The 23,654-nt window shown below is 35.2% G+C and carries 20 protein-coding genes; 13 read left to right on the top strand and 7 right to left on the bottom strand.

All coding sequences use genetic code 11. The features are described 5' to 3' along the window. Nucleotides 1–71: 71 nt before the first annotated feature. Nucleotides 72–788, top strand: a complete 717-nt coding sequence (locus H7U22_RS02950; protein WP_187069848.1) for a hypothetical protein — start codon at nucleotides 72–74, stop codon at nucleotides 786–788. 85 nt (nucleotides 789–873) lie between these two features. Here H7U22_RS02950 and H7U22_RS02955 read toward each other — a convergent pair whose 3' ends face one another. Beyond that, on the bottom strand, nucleotides 874–2,064 hold the full coding sequence (locus H7U22_RS02955) for a BaiN/RdsA family NAD(P)/FAD-dependent oxidoreductase (RefSeq protein ID WP_187069849.1): 1,191 nt from the start codon (nucleotides 2,062–2,064) through the stop codon (nucleotides 874–876). Nucleotides 2,065–2,304: 240 nt separating this feature from the next. Between H7U22_RS02955 and H7U22_RS02960 the strand changes: the two genes are divergently transcribed. The 4 genes from H7U22_RS02960 (at nucleotide 2,305) to H7U22_RS02975 (ending at nucleotide 4,703) form a co-directional block, all read left to right on the top strand. Next, on the top strand, nucleotides 2,305–3,444 hold the full coding sequence (locus tag H7U22_RS02960; protein ID WP_187069850.1) for a 5-(carboxyamino)imidazole ribonucleotide synthase: 1,140 nt from the start codon (nucleotides 2,305–2,307) through the stop codon (nucleotides 3,442–3,444). An 80-nt stretch (nucleotides 3,445–3,524) separates the two neighbouring features. Beyond that, a complete protein-coding gene (gene purE, locus H7U22_RS02965; RefSeq protein WP_187069851.1) occupies nucleotides 3,525–4,052 on the top strand; it encodes a 5-(carboxyamino)imidazole ribonucleotide mutase in 528 nt (175 codons plus the stop codon). Nucleotides 4,053–4,066: 14 nt separating this feature from the next. Then, nucleotides 4,067–4,381, top strand: coding sequence for a nucleotidyltransferase family protein (locus H7U22_RS02970; RefSeq protein ID WP_187069852.1), 315 nt, complete (start codon nucleotides 4,067–4,069; stop codon nucleotides 4,379–4,381). Then, a complete protein-coding gene (locus H7U22_RS02975; protein WP_187069853.1) occupies nucleotides 4,362–4,703 on the top strand; it encodes a HepT-like ribonuclease domain-containing protein in 342 nt (113 codons plus the stop codon). Before H7U22_RS02970 ends, H7U22_RS02975 begins: the two co-directional genes overlap by 20 nt. Here the strand turns inward: H7U22_RS02975 and H7U22_RS02980 are convergent. After that, complete coding sequence (locus H7U22_RS02980) at nucleotides 4,700–5,263, bottom strand: YqgE/AlgH family protein (protein WP_187069854.1); 564 nt, start codon at nucleotides 5,261–5,263, stop codon at nucleotides 4,700–4,702. The genes H7U22_RS02975 and H7U22_RS02980 overlap by 4 nt on opposite strands. Nucleotides 5,264–5,309: 46 nt before the next feature. On the opposite strand from H7U22_RS02980, the gene pdxH reads away from it, so the two are divergent. Beyond that, nucleotides 5,310–5,960 (top strand): pyridoxamine 5'-phosphate oxidase, encoded by a 651-nt coding sequence (gene pdxH / locus H7U22_RS02985; protein ID WP_187069855.1) that lies wholly within the window; start codon nucleotides 5,310–5,312, stop codon nucleotides 5,958–5,960. 457 nt (nucleotides 5,961–6,417) lie between these two features. On the opposite strand, the gene H7U22_RS02990 is transcribed toward pdxH, so the two are convergent. Further along, nucleotides 6,418–8,025, bottom strand: a complete 1,608-nt coding sequence (locus tag H7U22_RS02990) for a RagB/SusD family nutrient uptake outer membrane protein (protein WP_187069856.1) — start codon at nucleotides 8,023–8,025, stop codon at nucleotides 6,418–6,420. A gap of 11 nt (nucleotides 8,026–8,036) precedes the next feature. Next, the gene (locus tag H7U22_RS02995; RefSeq protein ID WP_187069857.1) at nucleotides 8,037–11,168 is read right to left on the bottom strand and encodes a SusC/RagA family TonB-linked outer membrane protein; all 3,132 of its coding nucleotides are present in this window, start codon (nucleotides 11,166–11,168) and stop codon (nucleotides 8,037–8,039) included. Between the two features lie 425 nt (nucleotides 11,169–11,593). On the opposite strand from H7U22_RS02995, the gene H7U22_RS03000 reads away from it, so the two are divergent. From H7U22_RS03000 to H7U22_RS03010, 3 genes are all read left to right on the top strand, one after another. After that, nucleotides 11,594–12,499, top strand: coding sequence for a 3-hydroxybutyryl-CoA dehydrogenase (locus H7U22_RS03000; protein ID WP_222621785.1), 906 nt, complete (start codon nucleotides 11,594–11,596; stop codon nucleotides 12,497–12,499). A 118-nt stretch (nucleotides 12,500–12,617) separates the two neighbouring features. Then, nucleotides 12,618–13,640 (top strand): Holliday junction branch migration DNA helicase RuvB, encoded by a 1,023-nt coding sequence (gene ruvB, locus H7U22_RS03005; protein ID WP_187069858.1) that lies wholly within the window; start codon nucleotides 12,618–12,620, stop codon nucleotides 13,638–13,640. 179 nt (nucleotides 13,641–13,819) lie between these two features. After that, nucleotides 13,820–15,328 carry a carbon-nitrogen hydrolase family protein gene (locus H7U22_RS03010; protein WP_187069859.1) on the top strand — a complete coding sequence of 503 codons (1,509 nt, stop codon included), beginning with the start codon at nucleotides 13,820–13,822 and terminating at the stop codon, nucleotides 15,326–15,328. A 63-nt stretch (nucleotides 15,329–15,391) separates the two neighbouring features. On the opposite strand, the gene H7U22_RS03015 is transcribed toward H7U22_RS03010, so the two are convergent. Beyond that, nucleotides 15,392–15,598, bottom strand: a complete 207-nt coding sequence (locus H7U22_RS03015) for a hypothetical protein (RefSeq protein WP_109928515.1) — start codon at nucleotides 15,596–15,598, stop codon at nucleotides 15,392–15,394. Nucleotides 15,599–15,724: 126 nt separating this feature from the next. On the opposite strand from H7U22_RS03015, the gene queG reads away from it, so the two are divergent. Then, nucleotides 15,725–16,657 carry a tRNA epoxyqueuosine(34) reductase QueG gene (gene queG / locus H7U22_RS03020; RefSeq protein ID WP_187069987.1) on the top strand — a complete coding sequence of 311 codons (933 nt, stop codon included), beginning with the start codon at nucleotides 15,725–15,727 and terminating at the stop codon, nucleotides 16,655–16,657. 13 nt (nucleotides 16,658–16,670) lie between these two features. Here queG and H7U22_RS03025 read toward each other — a convergent pair whose 3' ends face one another. Next, a complete protein-coding gene (locus tag H7U22_RS03025; RefSeq protein ID WP_187069860.1) occupies nucleotides 16,671–18,530 on the bottom strand; it encodes a M1 family metallopeptidase in 1,860 nt (619 codons plus the stop codon). 93 nt (nucleotides 18,531–18,623) lie between these two features. After that, nucleotides 18,624–19,577, bottom strand: a complete 954-nt coding sequence (locus tag H7U22_RS03030; RefSeq protein ID WP_187069861.1) for a 3'-5' exonuclease — start codon at nucleotides 19,575–19,577, stop codon at nucleotides 18,624–18,626. Nucleotides 19,578–19,764: 187 nt separating this feature from the next. On the opposite strand from H7U22_RS03030, the gene H7U22_RS03035 reads away from it, so the two are divergent. The 3 genes from H7U22_RS03035 (at nucleotide 19,765) to H7U22_RS23005 (ending at nucleotide 23,641) form a co-directional block, all read left to right on the top strand. Beyond that, nucleotides 19,765–21,738, top strand: a complete 1,974-nt coding sequence (locus H7U22_RS03035; RefSeq protein WP_187069862.1) for a DUF3857 domain-containing protein — start codon at nucleotides 19,765–19,767, stop codon at nucleotides 21,736–21,738. Beyond that, nucleotides 21,735–23,042: a DUF3857 domain-containing transglutaminase family protein gene (locus H7U22_RS03040; protein WP_248284665.1), complete on the top strand. Its 1,308-nt coding sequence runs from the start codon at nucleotides 21,735–21,737 to the stop codon at nucleotides 23,040–23,042. The genes H7U22_RS03035 and H7U22_RS03040 overlap by 4 nt, the downstream gene beginning before the upstream one ends. Before the next feature lie 248 nt (nucleotides 23,043–23,290). Then, nucleotides 23,291–23,641, top strand: a complete 351-nt coding sequence (locus H7U22_RS23005; RefSeq protein WP_248284666.1) for a hypothetical protein — start codon at nucleotides 23,291–23,293, stop codon at nucleotides 23,639–23,641. The last annotated feature ends 13 nt before the right edge of the window (nucleotides 23,642–23,654 follow it).

Consider the following 23,654-nt stretch of genomic DNA (forward strand, 5'->3'; position numbering starts at 1 on the left):
CCAGAAAATGTGATCAAACTAAAACTTCAATCCAAACGTTTTACAATTACATCAATACCTTTTCTATCTTAATGAAAGTTTTCTATTTCTTTTTGCTGATGCAATTTGCGCAAATCAGCTTTGCTCAAAAAACGTTTTTATTTCCAAAGATAAAATCGGAAGGAGTTTCGATTGAACAACTGACACCCACTAATTGGTCGGTTATTGAAACTACAAATGGCGATTTAAATAATGATGGAGCCGATGATCTAGCGGTAATTTTCGAATCGAATAAAATAACTGATGAAACGAGAACTTACGGAGACAATAACACGGAAATTATAAAGGAAACTCAGAAACCGCGAATTTTAGCGATATTTTTCAAAGATAATTCTACAGCCAATTATCGATTATCGGTACAGAACAATGATTTTATTCTGCGCTCTCAAGAAGGTGGAAAACTTGGAGATCCATTAAATCAAATCGGGATTAAAGACCAACAACTTTATTTACGTTTTCATGGCGGAGCAGAATGGCGCTGGGAAATGGGTTATACCTTTAAGTTTGAAAATAAGGATTGGTTTTTAACGAGTGCGATAAATCTTTACTTTAATCAAAATTCTGGCGATATGACGGAAAGGGTTTACGATTTTAAAACCCGTGAGTTATTTACAACTGTTGGTAATCTACATAGGCGAGATATTGCTAATCGTAAAACTAGCGAAGTGCTTTATTTTTCTCAATTGAGAACTTTTAAAACCTTTAAAAAACCGTGGGCATGGGAAATTATGCCAAATGTTTATTTGTAAGCCATAAACCGTCATTACGAGGCACGAAGCAATCTAATATTCAACAAAGATTGTTTCGTGCCTCGCAATGACGATTATTTTGAAACTAAATATTCTGTGCGATTACAAAACCACTGGCCCAAGCCCATTGAAAGTTATACCCGCCCAACCAGCCGGTAACATCCAAACATTCTCCTCCAAAAAACAGGTTCGGGATCTTTTTGCATTCCAAAGTTTTAGAAGAAATTTCATTTGTATCAATTCCACCACGCATTACTTCAGCTTTATCGTAACCTTTATCGCCTGCTGGCTTTACTTTAAATTGGTGAATGGTTTGTTCAATCAAATCTATTTCCACTTTGGTTAAAGATGCTACTGGTTTACTTAAAGGCAAAAATTTTCCTAAAGCATCTGTAAATTTCTTGGTGTAAAAACGGTTTAATAAAGTTGATAGAAGAGTCTTCCCATTCGATTTTCGTTCATTATCCAAAAGCGAAACCATATTGTGATGTGGCAATAAATTTAGATTAATCACCTCACCTCTTCTCCAGAAAGATGAAATCTGCAAAATGGCTGGTCCGCTTAAACCCCAATGCGTAAATAAAATATTTTCTTCAAAAGAAATCTCTTCATTACTTACCTCGCAAAAAACAGAGTTGCCCGAAAGTTGAGCAAACCATTCTTCATCTTTTCCGGTAATGGTCAAAGGGACTAATGCCGGTGCAGTTTCAACGATTTTTAAATCATGTTTACGAGCAAAACGCAAAGCAAAATCTGTTGCACCCATTTTAGGAATTGGTAAACCACCAGTGGCAACAACCAATTTTTTTGATGTTAACACTGTCCTTTTGCCATTTTTTTCATAAGTAACCTTAAAACCATCTGATGTAATTTCGATCTCCTTAACATCAACGTTGGATCTAATTTCCTGACCAAAATCATCACAAATTGAAGTAAAAACTTGAACTACATCTTTTGCATTCTTTTCATCAGGAAACAACTGCCCCAAGGTTTTTTCTTTGCCTTGTATTCCGTAAGTTTCAAAAAAGCTAATGGTATCATCAACCGTCCACTGAGTGAAAGATGATTTAATGAAATGAGGATTTGAGGAGATAAACTGTTCCGCTGAAGCAAATTGATTGGTATAGTTACAGCGCCCACCACCAGAGATTAAAATTTTTGCTCCAGGTTTTTCATTTTTTTCCAGAACAATTACTTTTTTACCCAAATAACCAGCTTGCACAGCACACATCAATCCGCAAGCACCAGCACCAATAATTATTGCATCAGCATTCATTTGGCAAAGTTATAAGTTTTACGCTCTAAGTTAATAGCAGGATCGGTTTTATAATAGCCCCGACAGTAGCGAACACGAAGCCCAATTCTTCGTTGGGTAAAGTAAAGCGAATGGCGGGACTGTATTTAAATAGTTGCAGTTACCTTGCGCTTCAAAAAAATCATACTTTTTGATTTGAATAAAAACCCAATTGGCGTATATTTTTTTGTTATTTTTGCGTCTTAAAAATTAGTCTCATTGATGGCAAAACAGATAAGCGAATTAAAATTAGGTATTTTAGGTGGTGGGCAATTAGGCAGAATGCTTATTCAACAAGCCATTAATTATAACGTTACTTCTTTAGTTTTAGACCCAGATCCTGATGCGCCTTGCAAGCACATTGCTAATTACTTCGAAAATGGATCTATAACTGATTTTGATACGGTTTACAATTTCGGGAAGAAAGCAGATATCATAACCATCGAAATAGAAAAAGTTAATATCGAAGCGCTTGAGCAACTTGAAAAAGAAGGCAAGCAAGTTTTTCCACAATCCCGAGTAATTCGTTTAATTCAGGATAAAGGCATTCAGAAACAGTTTTTCAAAGAAAACGATATTCCAACCTCTCCTTTTCAAATTGTAAATACGAAAGAGGATATCGAGAATAGCCCATTCCACTTTCCTTACATTTTAAAGTTGAGAAAAGATGGTTACGACGGTAAGGGTGTAATGCGCATAAACAGTGCGGAAGATTTGAGAAAAGCCTTTGATGCACCTTGTATTATAGAGAAACTGATTGATTTTGAAAAAGAAGTTGCAGTGATAGTTGCTCGTAATTCTAATGGCGACATGAAAACTTTCCCGATGGTGGAGATGGAATTTAATCCGGAAGCAAACTTGGTTGAGTTTTTAATTTCTCCATCTACATACGCAGAAAGTTTACAACAAAAGGCAGAAAATATTGCAAAGAATATTGCATCGGCAATGAATATTACAGGCATTTTAGCTGTTGAGATGTTTGTTTGCAAAGATGGCGAACTACTTGTAAATGAAGTTGCTCCACGTCCGCATAATAGTGGCCATCAAACTATCGAAGGTAATTACGTTTCTCAATTCGAACAGCATTTACGTTCTATTTATAATTTGCCTCTGGGTGATACCAGCAGTATTACAAATGCAATTATGATTAATCTACTTGGCGAAAAAGGCTTTGAAGGTGTAGCTAAATATGAAAACCTAGAAAAAGTTTTGTCAATTGATGGGGTTTATGTTCATCTTTATGGTAAAAAATACACAAAACCTTTCCGTAAAATGGGGCATATAACCATTGTAGATATCGATAGAGAAAAAGCCATTGAGAAAGCTAGATATGTACAAAAAACATTAAAAGTAATTGCTTAAACCCCTAGCCCCTAAAGGGGAACTAAAAGCAAAGTGGAAAGACATAGTTAAACGATAAAATAAAAGATTAAAAGATATATATGAGCGCTGGAAATTTAAGTTCCCCTTTAGGGGCGGAGGGGTCTGTAGTAGTTGGAATAATTATGGGGAGCAAATCTGATTTGCCTGTTATGCAAGATGCTGCCGATATATTAAAAGAATTTGGAATCAGTTATGAAATTACTGTAGTTTCTGCCCATAGAACTCCGGAGCGGATGTTTACTTATGCTAAAGAAGCACATGGCCGAGGCTTAAAAGTAATTATCGCTGGTGCTGGTGGTGCCGCTCACTTACCTGGAATGGTTGCCTCAATTACTACGCTACCCGTAATTGGTGTCCCTGTAAAATCCTCAAATTCTATTGATGGTTGGGATAGTATTTTATCTATTTTACAAATGCCAAATGGAATTCCGGTTGCAACAGTTGCTTTAAATGCGGCCAAAAATGCTGGTTTATTAGCTGCTCAAATTTTAGCAACAGCTGATGAATCTTTAACGGTAAAAATGCAAGCCTACAAAGATGAGTTGAGAAGAAAGGTTGAGGAAAGTGCGGAAAGTATGAGTAATTAAGTTATTTTTAAACTATGGAAAAGTTAATTACCAAAAAAGAAATACTAACTCAGCTCCAGAATAAGAAACAAGACCTTTTAGATTTTGGAGTAAAGGAGATTGGGCTTTTTGGTTCATTTCTAACTAACAATGCCAATTCTGATAGTGATATTGATTTGCTGGTTGACATAAAAAAAGAAAATAAAACTTTTAAAAATTTTATGTCTCTTAACTACTTTTTAGAAAATTTGTTTAATAGAAAGGTAGATTTGGTAACGAAACAATCTCTTAGTCCTTTTATTGGACCACATATCTTAAAATCAGTAGAATATGTTGCTTTCTCAAGTTGAGTTTTTAAAACATATCTTATTAGAGTGCAATTATTTAATTAACGAAGTTAATGATAATACGATTGAAGATTTAATTTCAAACGAAAGATTAAATAGAGCAGTTTGTCGAAGCTTGGAAATTATTGGAGAAGCAAGTAGCAAAATCCATCCAGATCTGAAACAAAAATATCCATCTATTCCCTGGCGTGAACTTACTGACATAAGAAATAAAATTATTCATCATTATTTCGGAGTTGATTATGATATCATTTGGGATACCATTACTAACGATATCCCTTCTCTTAAAATTGCAATCGCAGCTATTTTAAAGGACAACTCTTAATTCAAATTCGGGTCTGTAGGAAAATTGCTAATGTGTGCATACTTCGGGCCTAAGTTTACAATTACATCTCGCCAAAGCTTTTCATCATCTACATTAAAAATAATATCAGGGTTAGAAACATCGCTTACCATCCAAGAATTCTGATTTAATTCTCGGGCTAATTGTCCATCATCCCATCCAGAATAGCCCATAAAAAACTTAATCTCTTCTTCACTTATTGCATTAGTGTTAATTAGGATCTTTAATGTTTCAAAATTCCCTCCCCAGTACAATCCATTTCCAATGGGTTCTCCACTTTGGAGTTTATCATAACATCTATGTATAAAATGAAGTGTATCGGTTGCTACTGGTCCGCCGAAGTAAATATGGTTGTTTCCTTCCCACAAATCCTGAATAATATCACTTAGAATAAGATTGCCGATTTGATTTAAAATGTAACCAACAGAACCATCCTCATCATGTTGGGTTAATAAAACAACAGATCGTTTAAAATTCGGATCGGCCATAAAGGGTTCTGAGATGAGTAATCGGCCTGTTTTTGGTTTTATATTGTTCAGCATGATAATTATCATTTGTTGCACCATAAAAGATGCCTATTTTTGTTAAATGCAAGTTACAAATGAAATTCTACAAAACCTGCGCCAAGATTACAAAAGCGCAACGTTAGATGAAGCTGACGTAGATAACAATCCTATTACCCAATTTAAAAAATGGTTCGATCATGCCGTTGAGGCCAAAATTTACGAGCCCAATGTAATGACATTAGCCACGGCAGATAAATCTGGAAGACCAGATGCTCGAATTGTTTTGCTTAAAGGTGTTGATGAAGATGGTTTCCGCTTTTTTACAAACTACTTAAGTGCTAAGGGAAAAGAATTAAAAAGGAATCCTTATGCCTGCCTTGTTTTCTTTTGGCCAGAATTGGAAAGGCAAGTTAGAATTGAAGGATCGGTAGAAAAATTAGACAAAGAAACTTCTGAAGCTTACTTTCTAACCCGCCCAAAAGCGAGCCAGATTGGCGCCATCGTTTCTCCTCAAAGCCAAATTGTACCTGATAGAGCTTTTTTAGAAGAACGCTTTGAAGATTTTAGTAAGAAAAACGAAGAGAAGATTGTCGCTAAGCCAGCACATTGGGGCGGTTATATTGTTAAGCCGACACGAATAGAGTTTTGGCAAGGTAGACGAAGCCGTTTGCACGATAGAATAAATTACGAGTGGGTTAAAAAAGAATGGGTTAAAACAAGATTGGCGCCATAGTTAGAAATGCTTGAAAATAAATAAAGGTCAGCTATCCAGCAAGACCTTTATTTTAACTAATCATTAACTAACCTAAATTTTACTAGGAAGTACTTTTATAAAAACGCTTTGACTGTTTAAAATCATAGCGATATATTTCTCCTTTAATTACCAATTAAAACTTATTTTGTTTTTCTTGATAAATCAAAAGTCCTTTAAAAAGATTGCATTTTAACGGTTGTATCGATGAATAATTGGTTTGTATCGACAAAAAATGAACTAAGAAATTTTAACATCTGTATTAACATTTTTTAACTTTATTAATTTGAAAATCAGATATTTATATACTAATGATTAAACTAAGAATCAAATGGTTTTTTAGTTATAAATGATTTAATATAAAAAAGTCGGGACTAAAATTATACTCATTCTTAGAATATAATTTTAATCCCGACTAATATTAATTGACCTATCTTATTTAGTAGCTTGGATTTTGAGAAATATTTGGATTAGCGTTAAGCTCATCCGTTGGAATCGGCCAAATATATCTATAATCGCTATAAGGAATTGCAGCCTTTGCTGTTGCAGTAGTTGGTCTTAAAACAGCATCCCAATTAGATCCTGTTCCACTTAAAGCGGTAACCAATATCTTGGCTGGAATTCCTCCACCTGCAACTTGGAAATTAGCATCTTGAGAAAGTCGCGTAATATCAGGCCATCTTCTTCCCTCACCAGCAAATTCAATTCTTCGCTCATTTAATATCGCTTGGGTTAAAGCCGTTTGAGATGCAAAACTTGCGATAGTATATTGGCTTGCTGTTGGTACCGCACGATTTCTAACTGCGTTTAAAAGCACAAGTGCTCGGGTACTCAAAGCCGTAGTTCTCGAATACGCTTCGGCTACGTTTAATAAAACTTCAGCATATCTAATGATTGGTGCATAATCGGTTTTATTGGTATAATCTCTAAACTTATAATTAAAGAAATATTTAGCACCAGTTGTAGTCTGTTGAATTTGCAATAAAGTTCTCCTTGTATCGCCAGTAACCCAGAATGAAGCATTGTACAAATTTGGGCTTGTAGCCACTAAACCACGGCCACCTAAACTAGCCGGACCAAACATATTTGGAAGGGCGCCGTTTACGCCTCCGTTTGCTGCTGCGCTGTTTTCGATAGAAAATATGGATTCAGTATTGTTGCTAAAACTTATAAAGGGTCCATCTGGCGAAGCCGTTAAAGCATAATTACCAATTGAACTTGTAAACGGAGCTGCAGTTGCAGAAGTGCCTAATTTTGTGCCTTCTGTAATTACGCCGGCAAAATCATTCATATGAAGTTTTACCCTCGTTTTTAAAGCGATTGCGGCAGCTCTTGTTGCTCTAGTAATTGCATAAGTAGACCTTGTAACTGGCAAGTTGGCTTCCGCATAATCTAAATCTGCCAAAATTTTCGAATAATCTTCTGCAACGGTTCCCCTTGGAACTAGAATCTGTGTGGAAACCGCATCTGTAGAGTTTACAGCGACAGTGCGATATGGCACACCGATATTACTTCCATTTCCATCTACATAAGGGCGAGAAAAGTTTATAACCAATTCGTGATGCGCTAGAGCTCTTAAAAATCTAGCTTCGGCAGCATATTGTGTAGAAACCGCCGTTGTAATTGTTCCCTTTGTTGCTGCAGCTTCTACACCAGCAATTAGAATATTACATTGATTAATTAAAGCATATAAATTGCTCCACAGGTTGATGTTATTTGCTGTTGTTGAAGTGTAAGTAGATTCGTAAGTGATTTGGTAAAAAGTTGCCAAGTTTACCATGTCTTCACCTCTCATTTCGCCTTGCTCAATTGCAGCTGCACCGAAAGGATAACCTCTACCCGAACCTCCGTTGTAAGAACCGACAGCGGCTGTATTGTAAACACCTGCAGCAACCAACTCTATGTTTGCAGGAGTATCAAAAGCAGTTGCTTCTGACAGCGAGTTAATAGGATTTAACTCGGTATATTTTTGGCAAGAAGAAACTGTTAACAGGGTTAAAAGCAATCCACCAAAGGCCAATTTATTTTTTATATTAAAAATTTTCATATCGTGTATTCTTAAAATCCAACATTTAAACCAACCAAAAACGTTCTAGCTTTTGGATTTGTATTGTAATCCAAACCAGCCTGACTATTGGTTGAAGTGCTATAATTCAATTCAGGATCTAAACCAGAGTAAGGTGTAATTACGAAAGCATTTTGTACTTGTGCATAAATGCGTAATCGGCTTAGTTTTATTTTATTGATAAGCAAAGCTGGAAAAGTATAGCCTAAAACGATATCCTGAGCTCTAATAAACTTTCCATCTTCTACAAAACGCGAAACTGCACTAGACGTTAAGTTGATAAAAGCATCTCTACCATAATATAATTTTGGCACATCAGTCACCTGTCCAACGGTTGTCCATCTATCTAAAATTTCCGTTCCGTTGTTTAAGAATTTTTGGTTTAGCAAGCTCTCTTGGCGAGTAATGTTCATCACCTTGTTGCCTCCAGAATAAACCATGTTGATACTTAAATCGAAACCTTTGTAGCTAAAGTTATTTACAAAACCACCATAATATGTAGGGTTAGATTGACCTAAAATCTTTTTATCCGCTGCCGATAAAGTCGTTGCAGTAGTTAAAGCAGTCGGGTTTGCCGGATCATAATTATAATAGGTTTGATTTGCAATATTACCTTGAATTACCTGTCCGTTTGCTTTAACATACAATGGATTACCATTTGCCGAATTTACACCCGCGTACTCGTAACCATAAAGTGAGCCAATAGATTCGCCAACTCGATTGATGTTATAGGTATAAGTAATATCAGAGTTGTTATTTGATAACTGGGTAATTTGATTCTTAACCAAAGTTAAATTGAAGGAAGCATTCCATTTAAAAGCTGTACTTCGTAAAATATCAGCGCTAATTGCAAACTCATAACCTTTGTTGTACATTTTACCAACGTTTTGGTTAATCGAATTTCCTGGAACACCTAATGATGGCGCTGTTGGTGCTGCCAAAATTAAATTATCGATGTTGTTTTTAAAATAATCAGCAGTAATGGTTATGCGATTGTTAAAAAGGGTTGCATCTATACCAACATCATATTTACCGCTGGTTTCGAATTTTAGAGAGCTGTTACCAACTTGAGTGTAAGCCAGTCCGCTTTGTACTCCATAAGTTGCTGCACCAAATGTTCCTGCAAATGGGTAATTGCCGATATCAGTATTACCAGTTTTAGCATATCCACCACGAATTTTCAAATCGTTAATAAATTTCAAAGACTCGCTATCTTTAATAAAACTTTCTTGCGATACTCTCCATCCTATCGAAACGCCCGGTAATTTTGCACTTTGATTACCTAATGGAAGTGAAGAAATTGCATCAATCCGATAAGTTCCAGAAACCAAGTAACGGTCTTTATAACCATAATTAGCTCTAGCGAAGTAAGATTTGTAAGCATTTTCTGAAACTCCACCCCCAATACCGTAAGTAGATTGAGTTAATGAATTGCTGATAATATTTTCTCCGCTAAAGAAAGTACTTGATAGCTGTGATCCGCTGGCATAAAATGATCTATCTTTCGATTTTTGATATTCAATTCCTACGATTGCTCCAAATGAATGATCACCAATCGTTTTTGTATAATTTAAAGTATTGGTCCAGCTGTATCTAAATCTTGGGATATATTGTTGCAACTCGTAACCTTTGGTTGCACTTCCACCATCGCCATGTAAGGGATCTAAATATTGGTAATCTTCCCCAAAAATATTCATTGTAGAAATTTGTGAACGAAGATTTAAGCCATCGATGATTTTTAAATCAGCAAATCCATTTCCCAAAAGCGTAAAGGTTTGGTTTCTGAAAATGTTATGATCCAATACATATTTGATGTTCGTATAGTTATCATCAATTTCTTTTAAGTTAGCGCCTTTGCCCAAACGAGCATTATCCGAACTTAAATTGTAAGATCCATCTGCGTTGAATGCGCCGACATTAGGTAAAGCTCTAATGGCATTCCCAACGTTTCCAGATAAAGAACTGGTTCCAGAATTTAATCCAAAGTTGGTTACATAAGAACCTGTAGCACTCATACCAAAAGTTAAGCGATTGTTCAGGGCTTTTTGCTCAAATTTACCAGAAAACTGATATTTAGTTTGGCTGTTTGCCGTAATAATACCTTTCAAATCAGCATAGCCCATAGAGAAATAATAATTTGATTGATCTGTAGCTCCACTGAAAGAGATATTGTGGTTTTGCTGAAAGGCATCTTTATTAAAAACAACATCTTGCCAATCAGTATCGATTGTATTTCCGCTCGCATCGGTTGCTAAAACAGCTTGTGGAGTTGTTGTGCCAGAATTTGCCAGTTTTTCATTTGCTATCGTTACAAATTGATTCGCATTTAATAAATCGAAACGCTTAGCCACATTTGCCCATGCAAACCACGAATTATAACTTACTTTGATTTGGCCTTTAGTACCTCTTTTTGTGGTGATTATAATTACACCGTTAGCACCTCTAGAACCATAAATTGCAGTAGCAGCACCATCCTTTAGTACATCAACACTTTGGATATCGTTCGGATTAATATCGCCTAGCGGATTTATGGAAGCCACACTGCTTGATCCACTAGAAATGATTACCATTCCATCTACCACATATAATGGATCTGTTCCTGATGAAATACTATTTGTGCCACGAATCCTTATCCTCGGACCAGCACCCAATATACCGCTTGAATTAGTTACCTGAACACCGGTAACTTTTCCAGCCAAGGCTTGATCGAAACTAGCAACTGGTTTTCCAGCTAAATCTTCACCTTTTATACTGGCTACAGATCCCGTTAGGTCTTTTCTCTTAGCAGTTCCATAACCAATTACCACAACATCAGTTAACGCTTTAGCTTCGGATGTTAACGAAACATTCACTTTTGTGGCCTTACCAACTGTTATATTTTGAATAACATAGCCAATTGATGAAAACTGGATTACTGCATTTCCATTTACTTTAATTGCATAAGTTCCGTCAGAACCTGTAGACACTCCATTTTTTGTGTTAACAATTTTAACACTCACACCCGGCAATGGCAAACCATCTTCTTTTGCGGTTACCACACCGGTAACAGTTCTTTCTTGCGCCGAAACTTTAGTTACCAGCAAAACAATAAAGAGCAATACACACTTTAGTAGTTTTCTTTTCATTTACATTTAATTTTAGTTTAAATAGTTAATAATATATTTGAAGAATTAACCACAACAAGGCCCCGCCGAACTGAATGTGTTCTGCCAACAAGTGCATGTAAAATGATTAGTAGAAAATTCATCGTACGGAAAACTTGAGAGGATTTCCAGTTCCTTAAAAACCTATGCGATGATTAATAATTCAAGGACTAATAACCGCTATTGAAAAAAATTAAAATGTTAAGTAACGATGAATGAGAAAAATGTATCGATAAATAGCTTTAACATTGTTAAAAAGCATTTTTTAACAAAATTTACCAATTAATATTATATATAGGAACAAAATAATTTAGATAAATACTACGATTTCAGGCAATTAACTGCAAAACATTAAAATTCAAATTTTTTTTTCTCTAAAATTGATTAAAAAGCAAAAACTAACCAAAATGATAAAAAATATTTCAGTAATTGGATCTGGAACAATGGGAAATGGCATTGCTCATACCTTTGCTCAATTCGGTTTTAAGGTAAATCTTATAGATATAAATCAAACCGCATTAGACAAGGCATTGCAAACGATTACTAAAAATCTGGAAAGACAAGTTTCTAAAGGAACCTTAACAGATATTCAAAAATCAGAAGCATTAAACAACATTAGTACATTTACATCAATTCCAGAAGGTGTAAAATTAGCAGATTTAGTGGTCGAAGCCGCAACAGAGAATGTTGATTTAAAACTTAAAATTTTTAAAGAAATAGATGAATCTGCACCTTCTGAAGCCATTTTAGCGTCCAATACATCCTCAATTTCCATCACTCAAATTGCTGCAGTAACCAATCGTGGCGATAAAGTAATTGGAATGCATTTTATGAATCCTGTCCCAGTAATGAAATTGGTTGAGGTGATTCGGGGTTATCAAACGAGCGATGAGACAACGAAAACTATTATGTCGCTTTCAGAAAGCCTTGAAAAAGTTCCGGTTGAAGTAAATGATTACCCAGGTTTTGTAGCCAACAGGATTTTAATGCCGATGATTAATGAGGCGATTTTTACCTTATATGAAGGCGTTGCTGGCGTTTACGAAATTGATACCGTTATGAAGTTGGGAATGGCTCATCCTATGGGACCATTGCAACTGGCCGATTTTATTGGATTAGATGTTTGTTTAGCCATTTTAAAAGTTTTACACAATGGTTTCGGAAATCCTAAATATGCACCTTGCCCACTTTTAGTCAATATGGTTTCAGCCGGAAAAAAAGGAGCAAAAACTGGAGAAGGGTTTTATAAATATACTGCTGGATCTAAAGATTTGGTAGTTTCTGAAAAGTTTAAAAAATCACTTATTAGTTAAGACAGAAATAACGATAAATAAAATGCTAAAAATTTGAGTATTTTGTTTTAATTTAGCAACGTTGATTTAAGTATCAAGTCTTGATACTTGGTGCTAACTAATTGATACTACATAAAAAATGAACGAAAATCTGGATCCCGAAGCGAGCAACTTAACCCCTACCGATCGTGATATTGAAAGGGTTTTAAGACCGCAGGCTTTTGAAGATTTTACTGGGCAGGAAAAAGTGATGGAGAATCTTCGGATTTTTGTTCAGGCAGCAAAATTGCGTGGCGAAGCTCTGGATCATGTGCTCTTACACGGCCCTCCCGGATTAGGAAAAACTACGCTATCCTATATTATTGCTAACGAGATGGGTGCCGGAATTAAAGTTACTTCTGGTCCGGTGCTAGATAAACCCGGTGATTTGGCTGGCTTATTAACTGGCTTAGATACTGGTGATATTCTATTTATTGATGAAATTCATCGTTTATCTCCACTGGTAGAGGAATATTTATATTCTGCGATGGAAGATTTCAAAATAGATATCATGCTAGAAACTGGTCCTAATGCTCGTTCAGTACAAATTTCTTTAAATCCATTTACACTTGTTGGCGCAACAACTCGTTCGGGTTTATTAACGGCTCCATTACGTGCCCGTTTTGGAATCAATGCCCGCTTAGCCTATTACGACGCCAAATTATTAACAACCATTGTACTACGTTCATCCGATATTTTAAAAACGCCAATTAATGATGAAGGCGCTTATGAAATTGCCCGTAGAAGTCGCGGTACGCCTCGTATTGCAAATGCACTTTTAAGAAGAACTAGAGATTTTGCGCAAATTAAGGGAAATGGAAACATTGATACCGAAATTGCCCGTTATGCACTAAATGCTTTAAATGTAGATGAGCACGGATTAGATGAAATGGACAACAAAATTTTGGTAACTATAATTGATAAATTTAAAGGCGGACCAGTTGGATTAAAAACCATTGCAACGGCCGTTGGAGAAGATGAAGGTACTATTGAAGAGGTTTACGAACCATTTTTAATTCAAGAAGGCTATATTATGCGTACCTCTCGTGGCAGAGAAGTTACCGAAGCAGCTTATAAACATTTGAAGAAAAATTATCCAGTGCAAACTGGGAAGTTGTTTTAGGGTTAACATTTCCCACAGATTAAAAGGATAAGAACCGCAGATCAACATAGATTTGGGTTCAAAACATTGATTATCGGAATAGTTTTTATATCCAAGATTTAATTGTTTAATTATCCAAAATCAATCCATAACAAACATTAAAGCATCTTCACTGTTCATAATTATAAACCAAACATTTTATGAATATCGAATTACGTAAATTAACCCTCGAAGATTATACTGATTTAAAAGAATCCATGCTTCAAGCTTATGATAGTATGGGTGGCTCGATTTGGCCGAAATCAAGCATTGCTAAACTTTTAAATATTTTCCCCGAAGGGCAACTTTGTATCGCCGTAGATGATAAAGTAGTGGCCTGTTCATTAGCAATAATTGTAGAGTATGATGAATATGGAGATCGCCATACTTATAAATTAATTACTGGAGATTATTCCTTTTCTACTCATGATCCAAACGGAGATACGTTATACGGAATCGAGATTTTCGTTCATCCAGACTTTCGTGGCCTGCGTTTAGGCAGAAGATTATATGAAGCTAGAAAAGAACTTTGCGAAAGCTTAAACTTAAAAAGTATCATCGCTGGAGGTCGGATTCCAGGTTATCATGCTCATGCAAATGAGTTAAGTCCGAGGCAATATATAGACAAGGTAAAATCCAAAGAAATTTACGATCCTACCCTAACGTTTCAAATTTCCAATGATTTCCACGTTAGAAAAGTTTTAAAAAATTACTTACCAGGCGATCACGAATCTAAAGAATATGCAACCCTAATTGAGTGGAATAACATCTATTATCAAGGCTTAGATGCCTCAGCACGTTCGGCTATGACCATCCGTTTAGGTTTGGTGCAATGGGAAATGCGTTTATTTCCAGATATGGCCGTTTTTTATGAGCAGGTAGAATTCTTTGTTGATGCTTTGAGTGGATACAAATCTGATTTTATCCTATTTCCCGAGCTCTTCAATACGCCGTTATTGCAACCTTATAATCATTTACCGGAGATTGAAGCGATGCGTAAACTGGCAGAAAAAACACAAGAGATTGTAGATAAAATGCATGAATATGCGTTGAGTTATAATGTAAATATCATTACCGGAAGTATGCCATTGCTAGAAGATGGTAAATTATATAATGCAACTTACTTATGTCACAGAACGGGAAAAATTGATGAGTATAGAAAAATTCACATCACCCCTAACGAACAAAAATATTATGGAATGGTTGGTGGGGATAAAGTTCAGGTTTTTGACACAGATTGTGGCAAAGTCGGGATTTTAATTTGCTATGACGTAGAATTCCCGGAATTGAGCAGGATTTATGCCGATCAAGGAATGCAAATTTTATTTGTTCCGTTTTTAACGGATACCCAAAATGGCTACACCCGAGTACGCCATTGCGCACAAGCAAGAGCAATTGAGAACGAATGTTATGTGGCTATTGCAGGTTGTGTAGGGAATCTTCCGAAGGTAAATAATATGGATATTCAATTTGCGCAATCTGCTGTTTTTACACCCTCAGATTTTGCTTTCCCAACCAATGCAGTTAAAGCTGAGGCCACTCCAAACACAGAAATGGTTCTTGTTGTGGATGTAGATCTTCATTTATTGGATGAATTGCACCATTACGGAACGGTTAAAGTTTTAAAAGATAGAAGGACTGATTTATATCAAACTAGACTATTAAAATAATTCTCTAAAACAAAAAATGCCGGTAACATCACTTACCGGCATTTCAATATAATCTAAAGCTAATTATTTTCTCATTGCAAACCACACAATTAGGCCAATAATAATGGCTATTGGTAAAATCCATTTTAATACAGAACCCGCACCATTTTCATCTTTTTCTGTTACCGCAGGTTTTGCTGGTCCCGGATCTTCTTTATGACTTTCGTAATCTTTCTCTATCGGTTTTGGAGCTTCCCCTGACTCGACATGTTGTGGATCTATATTTTCCATGTTCTTATTTTGAGTAAAGGCCTCTAATCAATCAAGAAGCCAGTAATTAATTAATTTAGTTTTCTTAATTTACAACAAGTGATTAGTCAAAAGGTTTTAAATCATAAGCCTTATCTTTGCAAAACCGTGTACAACAATTCTGCAAAATACAGTCAATTAATAAAAGATGAAGCCATTCGTTTGGGCTTTATCTCCTGTGGTATTTCTAAAGCTGAGTTTTTGGAAGAAGATGCGCCAAGGTTGGAAAAATGGCTAAAAAATAATCACCATGGCGAAATGAAGTATATGGAAAACTACTTCGATAAACGTTTAGATCCTCGTTTATTGGTTGATGATGCTAAATCTGTAATCTCCTTATCTTTAAACTATTATACTGAGGAAAAACAAGCGGATGCAAACGCACCAAAAATATCCAAATATGCTTATGGGCAAGATTATCACACTGTTATCAAGGAAAAACTTAAAGAACTTTTATTTTTTATAGAGGAGAATATTGGCGAAGTTTCTGGGAGAGCTTTTGTAGATTCTGCACCTGTTCTGGATCGAGCTTGGGCAAAGAAATCAGGGATTGGCTGGATTGGAAAAAACTCTAATTTAATCAGTAAAACAGATGGTTCTTTCTTCTTTTTGGCAGAATTAATTATAGATTTAGAATTAGACTATGATCATCCTTTTCAAACCGACCATTGTGGAACCTGCACACGTTGTTTAGATGCCTGCCCTACTGATGCCATAATTGCGCCACAAGTTGTAGATGGAACAAAATGTATTTCGTATCTCACCATAGAATTAAAGGAAGAAATCCCTACAGAATTTAAAGATAAAATGGCCAACTGGATGTTTGGCTGTGATATTTGCCAAGATGTTTGCCCTTGGAATCGTTTTTCTAAAGCACACAACGAACCGGCTTTTAAGCCAGAAAATGGTTTGTTAGATTTAAATGAAAAAGACCTCACCGAGATTACCGATGAAGTCTTTAAAAAGGTTTTTAAGGGCTCTGCAGTTAAGCGTACCAAGTTTAATGGCTTAAAGAGAAATATCGATTTTTTGAAATCTTAGAAAATAAAATTATCTAATTCACCGAGAAGCTGTTATCACTTTTAACCTTATCTGGAATGTGGGCACTTCCCATAACCACTTTTGATAATTTTTTAGTCGTTTTGATTTCAATTACAACTTGCTTATCTCCCTTTTCCCAAACTCCAATAGTACTGTGATTCTTTTCAATACTACCATCACTATAGGTCAAGGTTAAATCGATTGGTAAAGGTTTAATGCTTTTATTTTCGATGTTTATTGAATATCCCGAAGCTGTTTTGTCTACTGCTTTTATGGCCATGTCGGTAACACCACCTTCAAAAAACCACGCTTTCCAAAACCAGTTTAAATTTTTGCCACTGCCTTCATTAATACTATTGAAGAAATCGTAAGGCATAGGATGTTTCCCATTCCAGTTTTTGATGTAAGTGTGCAAAGCTTTTGTAAATAACTCCTCTCCCAAATAATCTTTCACGTATAAATAGGCCAAACCCGGCTTCGGATATGAATTTGTAAAAGAACCTGAACCTTTAAGATCTGGAGTCAAGGTCATAATAGGGGTATCGTCTTTACTCCCTGATGAAGACGCAGTTGGTTGAATTCCATATTCATCAACAATTGTAGAATCAATGATCGGGGAAATTAACCACTCGCCTATTGTTGCCCAGCCTTCATCCATCCAGCCATATTTGGTTTCGTTTATACCCATATAAAATGGAAACATGGTATGAAAAATCTCGTGATCGGTTAAAGTAATGGCATCAACACGGTTATCTACCGGATTATCATTTACCATCATTGGGTATTCCATCTGATCTAAACCATCAAAAATAGTTTCGTGATTGTATGGAAATGGCCATTTTGGAAAAGTATAGCTCATAGATTCTACTGTTTTGCGAGCAAAATCTATTACCTCATAATAATCTTTATGTTTTGGATTAAAAACGGCATCAACTCGAGTTCTTCTTTTGGTACTTGGATCTACCACAAGGCTTGAAGATTTCCACAAATAATGATCGCTTAACGCAAATACAAAATCCGTTACATTTTTAGCTTCAAATTTGAATGTATTAAAATCGTTTGGTTGGGTTACTTTTTTATCTGCCAAATCCTTATCGGTGATTACATCAACAACGGCGTCGTTTTTCTCAGCCATTAACATTCTTGATACGATATCTTTCTGAAACACCGAGGAAGCATTTTTCAAATCACCTGTTGCCCAAACACTATAACCGCCTGGAACAGTTACTTCTGCATTGAAGTTATCAAAATCGTTATAAAACTCTTCCGCTCCTGTGTAGGGAAATTTGTTCCAACCATCTACATCATCATAAACAGCAATTCGCGGAAAAAAGTAAGCAACAAAGTGCGAGCCTTCATCTACTTGGCCTGTACGCATATGCGAACCCTTATTTAGCGTATAATTATAATCGATAGAAAACGTAATGGTTTTACCAGGTAACACAGCCGGAACATTCACAGTCATGTTGGTTCCATCAATCTTAAAATCACTTATTGATTTCCCATTAGATAACATTTTATTAATAGAAACGCCTTCACCTAAGTCTGATTCTGCAAACTTTGCTTTTCTAGGTGTTCCTTTTTTGTACAAATTTGGATAAAGTTTAAACCAAATTTCTTTCAAAGTATCTGGACTGTGATTAGTATATACAACTTCTACCTTTCCTTTTAGCAAACGGCTTGCCGGGTTAAAATCGACTTTTAAGGTATAGTTAGCACTATTTTGCCAATATTTTTTACCTGGTTTGCCGTCTACATTTCTAGTGCCTTTTGTGTAAGTATTTTGAAAAACAGGTTCAATTGGAAGTTGTACCTGAGCGTTAGCATATATTGCCGAAATCAGGAAAACGCTAAGTATTTTTAAAAATTTCATATAATAATTAAATCAAAGAAGTAGAATTCATTTCTTGCTTCTTTTGTGCTTGAAATATTAACCAAGTTCATCTCTGGTCTTTAAGCTTTCACCTTACTTCCCGAACTTCATTTTCAGCTGCTCCAACATATCTGTATTAATTGGTTCTGCTGGTTTTTCCTTTTTAGGCTGAGGTTTAGGCGTGTATTGTGGTTTGTTAGCAGGTGTTTGATTTTGAGGTCGTGGCGCTCTATTCTCGTTTTTCTTAGCATTAAACTTCGCCCACTCTTCATCTAACTTCTTTTTAGTGTACAAAGGAAAATCACCTTGTTTCATCCATGCATAATAGCTTGGCTCAACTGAAAACACTTGTTCTGTTGTTTTTCCTTTATGTTTACCGAAGTTGAAACAAACTTCATTATCATCATTAAAAACCATTCTACCGGCAAAATCTACTGGCTTATTAATATTTGTGAATATGTGTAAAGCATCTACATCGTTAACAACAGGAATGCTTTTTACACCTTGTTTACTTTCAAACTCAGTTTCTTTATACATTTCCAGCTGACCCAGTAAAACTTTATAAGTTGCTATAACATCAGCTTCTGCTGCATGCGCATTAATTAAATCTTCCTGACAGTAAAACTTGTATGCAGCTTTTAATGTACGTTGTTCCATTTGATGGAAAACATTTTGCACATCAACAAACTTGCGGTTGCTCATGTCAAAATCTACGTCTGCTCTTAAAAATTCTTCCAAAAGCATTGGAATATCAAATTTATTTGAATTGTATCCAGCTAAATCACTTTCTCCAATAAACTCAGCAATTTCTTGAGCCAAAACTTTAAACGTAGGTTCATTGGCAATATCTTCATCATAAATTCCATGAATCAAAGATGTTTGCAACGGTATTGGCATTTCTGGATTAACACGCCAAGTTTTAACAATTTCAGAACCATCTGGCATTGCTTTCAAAACTGCAATTTCTACAATTCTATCAGCTCCAACATTTATACCTGTAGCCTCTAAATCGAAAAATGCTAACGGACGTTTTAAATTTAATTTCATTCTTTTTTGATGTGAGATTGAGACATTGATTTGCCACCAACGTTCTATAATATTTTTTATTCAAAAGTGCTAAAAAGGTTTCATTACTTCTTTAAAACAACCTAACTAATTTAAAAATATAATTGTCAAATTATTTCCTAATATTAGTTCCTACCTTTAAATTGCCTTAAATTATTATCCGCTCCAGATGAAAAACATTCTAACCATTGTAATACTATTCTTTTTAAGCTTAACGGCTTACGCTCAAAACTTTAACTACGGCGCAACGACCTATGATGAATATGAATTCAATAAAAAAACCATTGATAGTAATGCTAATGCAGTTGTTTTAAAGGAGTTTGGAACCGCCTCTCTTCAGTTAAATGATAATACGGGGCGATTGGAATTGGTATTTGATCACCATGTGAAAATTAAAATCTACAACAAAGAGGGTTTTAAAGAAGCAAACATTGTGATTCCGATGTATAAGGATGATAGCCGTGAAGAAAGCATCTCTGAACTGAAAGCTTCTACTTTTAACTACGAGAATGGAAGTTTCGTGGAAACCATAATGGATAAAAAAGGTGTATTTACAGAAAATAAATCAAAATATTTAAGGCTTACTAAATTTACTTTACCAAACCTTAAAGAAGGATCGATTATCGAATATAGCTATCGCCTGATATCGCCAAATATCTTCAATTTCAAATCTTGGGAGTTTCAAAGCGACATTCCAAAGGTGATTAGTGAATATATGGTTTACATCCCCGGAAATTATAACTACAATGTTTCACTCAGAGGATTCCAAAAGTTATCCAATCAGAAAGTTGAACTGGCTAAAGAATGTTTAAGGGCTGGCGGCGTATCTATGGATTGCTCAAAAATTACTTATCAAATGAAGAATGTGCCTGCATTTATTGAAGAAGATAATATGACGGCTCCGAGTAATTTTAAATCTGCCGTTTACTTCGAACTATCTGATGTTCAAAATATTAACGGTGGAAAAACTTCTTACACCAAAACTTGGAAAGATATTGATTACGACTTGGCATCAGAAAAAAGAATTGGTGCCCAGATGAAAAGGAAAGATGTTTATAAGGATCTTATTCCGATTATAACTAAAGATGCAACCGATGATTTAAGTAAAGCTAAAGCCATTTACGATTACATTAAAAAACAGATTAAGTGGAATAATTATGTTGGAATGTACTCTGAAGATAATATTAAAAAAGCTTTGGAAATTAGATCTGGAAACACGGCAGATCTAAATTTAAATTTAATTTCCGCACTTTCTACTGCAAATTTAGATGCAGAAGCGGTAATTCTTTCCACTCGAGAAAATGGTACGGTAAATAAGCTTTATCCAGTTGTAAGCGATTTTAACTATCTTATTGCAAAAGTAAATATTGGTGATAAAAGCTATCTATTAGATGCTTCAGAGCCATTACTGCCTTTCGGATTACTGCCACTTCGTTGCATAAATGATCAGGGCCGAGTAATCAATTTAAAAAAGCCATCTCATTGGATCGACTTAAAAGCATCTCAAAAAACAATTACCAGTTACATATTAACCGGAACCTTAAATAGTGATGGTAAAATTACTGGAACGATTACGACACACAGTTCTGGTTATGCAGCATTTAACAAAAGGAGAGAAATTAAACGTTATAGTTCACCAGAAGAATATGTAGAAAAACTGGATGAGCGAATGCCAAAAATTAAGATTTTAAAACAGCAAATCACTAATTTGGATAGTGTAGAAAACACGCTTACTGAGCGTTACGAAGTAGAATTTACGGTTTATGATGGCATGAAAACTCAATTTTATTTTAGTCCTTTTTTTATAAATACCATTTCTAAAAACCCTTATAATTTAAACGACAGAACTTACCCTATCGATCTTGGAACCGCTTCTGATGAACGGATTATTATTAACATTACCATGCCAGATAAATATGAATTATTGGAAAAACCTAAGGATATGGCAATAGCGCTCCCCAATAATGGTGGAAAATACTTGCTAAAAACCTCTTTTGAAGATAATTCAATTTCATGCAGTCAAATTTTACAGCTCAACAATGCCATTTATCCGGCAGAAGAATATCTTGTTTTAAAGGAGTTTTACAGTAAAATTATTCAAAATCAAAAAACAGAACTTCTATTTAAAAAAGACTCAAAATGAGATTAATCATAACATTTATCCTTCTATTTTTTGTTGCAACAAATGGTTTTTGTCAGGATAATTATGATGTAGATTTAATTCCAGCCAACCTTCGAAGCAGGGCCAATTCTTGTATCCGGAATGAAGAGCGAATTGTTGATATGCAATCTCCAGATAATGTTATGCTCAATGTTAAAAAGGCAATTACGGTTTTTAACGAAAATGGCGAAGATAAGGCTCGATTGGTTTTATATTACGATAAAAATGTATCAATTAAAAATATTAAAGGCGAGATATACAACGCCTCTGGTATATTAATGAGCAAGTTTACGCAAAGTAATTTCTCTGATGTAAGCGCGGCTGATGGCTTCTCCTTATTTGTAGATAGCCGTGTTAAACATTATTTACCAGCGATTAACCAATTTCCTTACACCATTGTTTATAATTATGAAATTAGAAATAAGCAAAATTTAATTATCCCCGACTGGGTGCCCAAACCGGGAAATGATGTTTCTGTGGAGAAAAGTAAATATACTTTTATCTGTAAACCAACCGATGTTATAAGAATTAAAGCTCAAAATTTCTCTGGAAAACCAGAAGAAACATCAACAGAAAAACAGAAAACTTTGGTTTGGAAAATAACCAATATTTTGGCCGTAAAAACCGAACCTTATAGTCCTGATGCAGAAACTTACGAAACCAGTGTAAAAATTGCGCCACAACAGTTTACCTATTACGGGCGCAAAGGCTATTATTCAAATTGGCAGGAATTGGGCAAATGGATTTATGATGACTTATTAAAAGATAAAACTGTTTTATCTCCTACCACCATTCAATATGTTAAAGACTTGGTTAAGGATGAAAAAACCGAGAAAGATAAAGCTCGAAAAATCTATCAATATCTCCAAGATAAAACCCGTTATATAAGTGTGCAAATTGGAATTGGCGGTTTTCAACCAGTTCCTGCTTCTGAGGTAGATCGATTAGGTTATGGAGATTGCAAGGCACTGGTTAATTATATGCAAAGCTTGTTAAAAGCCGTAGATATAGAATCTTATTATTGCGTGGTAGAATCTGGAAGTACTAAAAAAAGTGTTGACCCGACTTATGCCAGCATGGTGCAGGGAAATCACATCATTTTATGCATGCCTTTAAAGGGTGATACAACTTGGTTGGAATGTACCAGTCAGAAAATTCCATTCGGTTTTTTAAGCGATTTTACCGACGATAGATTAGTATTAGCATGTACGGCTGAAGGTGGAAAGTTATACACACACCTAAATTATCAACAGAAAGCAATCTCCAGATTCGTAAGGCTGACCTAATTTTAAAAGCAGATGGCAATATTACCGGCAAGGTAAATACTGTTTTTTCGGGTGCTCAATATGATAATCAAGAAAGCATTATTGGTAAGCCAACTAACGAACAATTTAAGTTACTTAAGGAATATTACGACATAGATAATATTGATTTTCAATCGGTTAGTTACAACCAAAAAAAGAGCATCAATCCAGAAGTTTCAGAAAATATTGCGATAAATATCAGAAATTACGCACCTGTTAATGAAAATAAAATGTTCTTGCAACTCAATGCATTCAATATTAAAAGGTCTGTGCCAGAGGTTCGAAACAGAACTTTACCGGTTTATTTAAATCGAGGTTATACCGATGAAGATGTGATTACCTATACGCTGCCAGATAATGTGCAAACAGAATTTATAATGCCTCAGAGCAAAAATTTAAAAAGCCCCTTTGGCGAATATATTTCGAAAACGAGTGTTGATGGGAAAAAATTGACTTATTATAGAAAATTAGTGCTAAACGAAGGTACTTTCCCTGCAGAAAGTTATGAAGCTTTTGCAAAATTTGTTGGCGATGTAAATTCTGCCGATTACTTAAAGTTAGCACTTAGCTTAAAAAAATAATCCCTAGGGTAAT

It is taken from the genome of Pedobacter fastidiosus, assembly GCF_014306625.1.
Classification (GTDB): Bacteria; Bacteroidota; Bacteroidia; order Sphingobacteriales; family Sphingobacteriaceae; genus Pedobacter; species Pedobacter fastidiosus.

Coding starts and splice junctions, on each gene's coding strand:
- H7U22_RS02950 (WP_187069848.1), top strand. CDS start 72: ATGAAAGTTTTCTATTTCTTTTTGCTGATGCAATTTGCGCAAATCAGC.
- H7U22_RS02955 (WP_187069849.1), bottom strand. CDS start 2,064: ATGAATGCTGATGCAATAATTATTGGTGCTGGTGCTTGCGGATTGATG.
- H7U22_RS02960 (WP_187069850.1), top strand. CDS start 2,305: ATGGCAAAACAGATAAGCGAATTAAAATTAGGTATTTTAGGTGGTGGG.
- purE (WP_187069851.1), top strand. CDS start 3,525: ATGAGCGCTGGAAATTTAAGTTCCCCTTTAGGGGCGGAGGGGTCTGTA.
- H7U22_RS02970 (WP_187069852.1), top strand. CDS start 4,067: ATGGAAAAGTTAATTACCAAAAAAGAAATACTAACTCAGCTCCAGAAT.
- H7U22_RS02975 (WP_187069853.1), top strand. CDS start 4,362: ATGTTGCTTTCTCAAGTTGAGTTTTTAAAACATATCTTATTAGAGTGC.
- H7U22_RS02980 (WP_187069854.1), bottom strand. CDS start 5,263: ATGCTGAACAATATAAAACCAAAAACAGGCCGATTACTCATCTCAGAA.
- pdxH (WP_187069855.1), top strand. CDS start 5,310: ATGCAAGTTACAAATGAAATTCTACAAAACCTGCGCCAAGATTACAAA.
- H7U22_RS02990 (WP_187069856.1), bottom strand. CDS start 8,025: ATGAAAATTTTTAATATAAAAAATAAATTGGCCTTTGGTGGATTGCTT.
- H7U22_RS02995 (WP_187069857.1), bottom strand. CDS start 11,168: ATGAAAAGAAAACTACTAAAGTGTGTATTGCTCTTTATTGTTTTGCTG.
- H7U22_RS03000 (WP_222621785.1), top strand. CDS start 11,594: ATGATAAAAAATATTTCAGTAATTGGATCTGGAACAATGGGAAATGGC.
- ruvB (WP_187069858.1), top strand. CDS start 12,618: ATGAACGAAAATCTGGATCCCGAAGCGAGCAACTTAACCCCTACCGAT.
- H7U22_RS03010 (WP_187069859.1), top strand. CDS start 13,820: ATGAATATCGAATTACGTAAATTAACCCTCGAAGATTATACTGATTTA.
- H7U22_RS03015 (WP_109928515.1), bottom strand. CDS start 15,598: ATGGAAAATATAGATCCACAACATGTCGAGTCAGGGGAAGCTCCAAAA.
- H7U22_RS03025 (WP_187069860.1), bottom strand. CDS start 18,530: ATGAAATTTTTAAAAATACTTAGCGTTTTCCTGATTTCGGCAATATAT.
- H7U22_RS03030 (WP_187069861.1), bottom strand. CDS start 19,577: ATGAAATTAAATTTAAAACGTCCGTTAGCATTTTTCGATTTAGAGGCT.
- H7U22_RS03035 (WP_187069862.1), top strand. CDS start 19,765: ATGAAAAACATTCTAACCATTGTAATACTATTCTTTTTAAGCTTAACG.
- H7U22_RS03040 (WP_248284665.1), top strand. CDS start 21,735: ATGAGATTAATCATAACATTTATCCTTCTATTTTTTGTTGCAACAAAT.
- H7U22_RS23005 (WP_248284666.1), top strand. CDS start 23,291: ATGTTCTTGCAACTCAATGCATTCAATATTAAAAGGTCTGTGCCAGAG.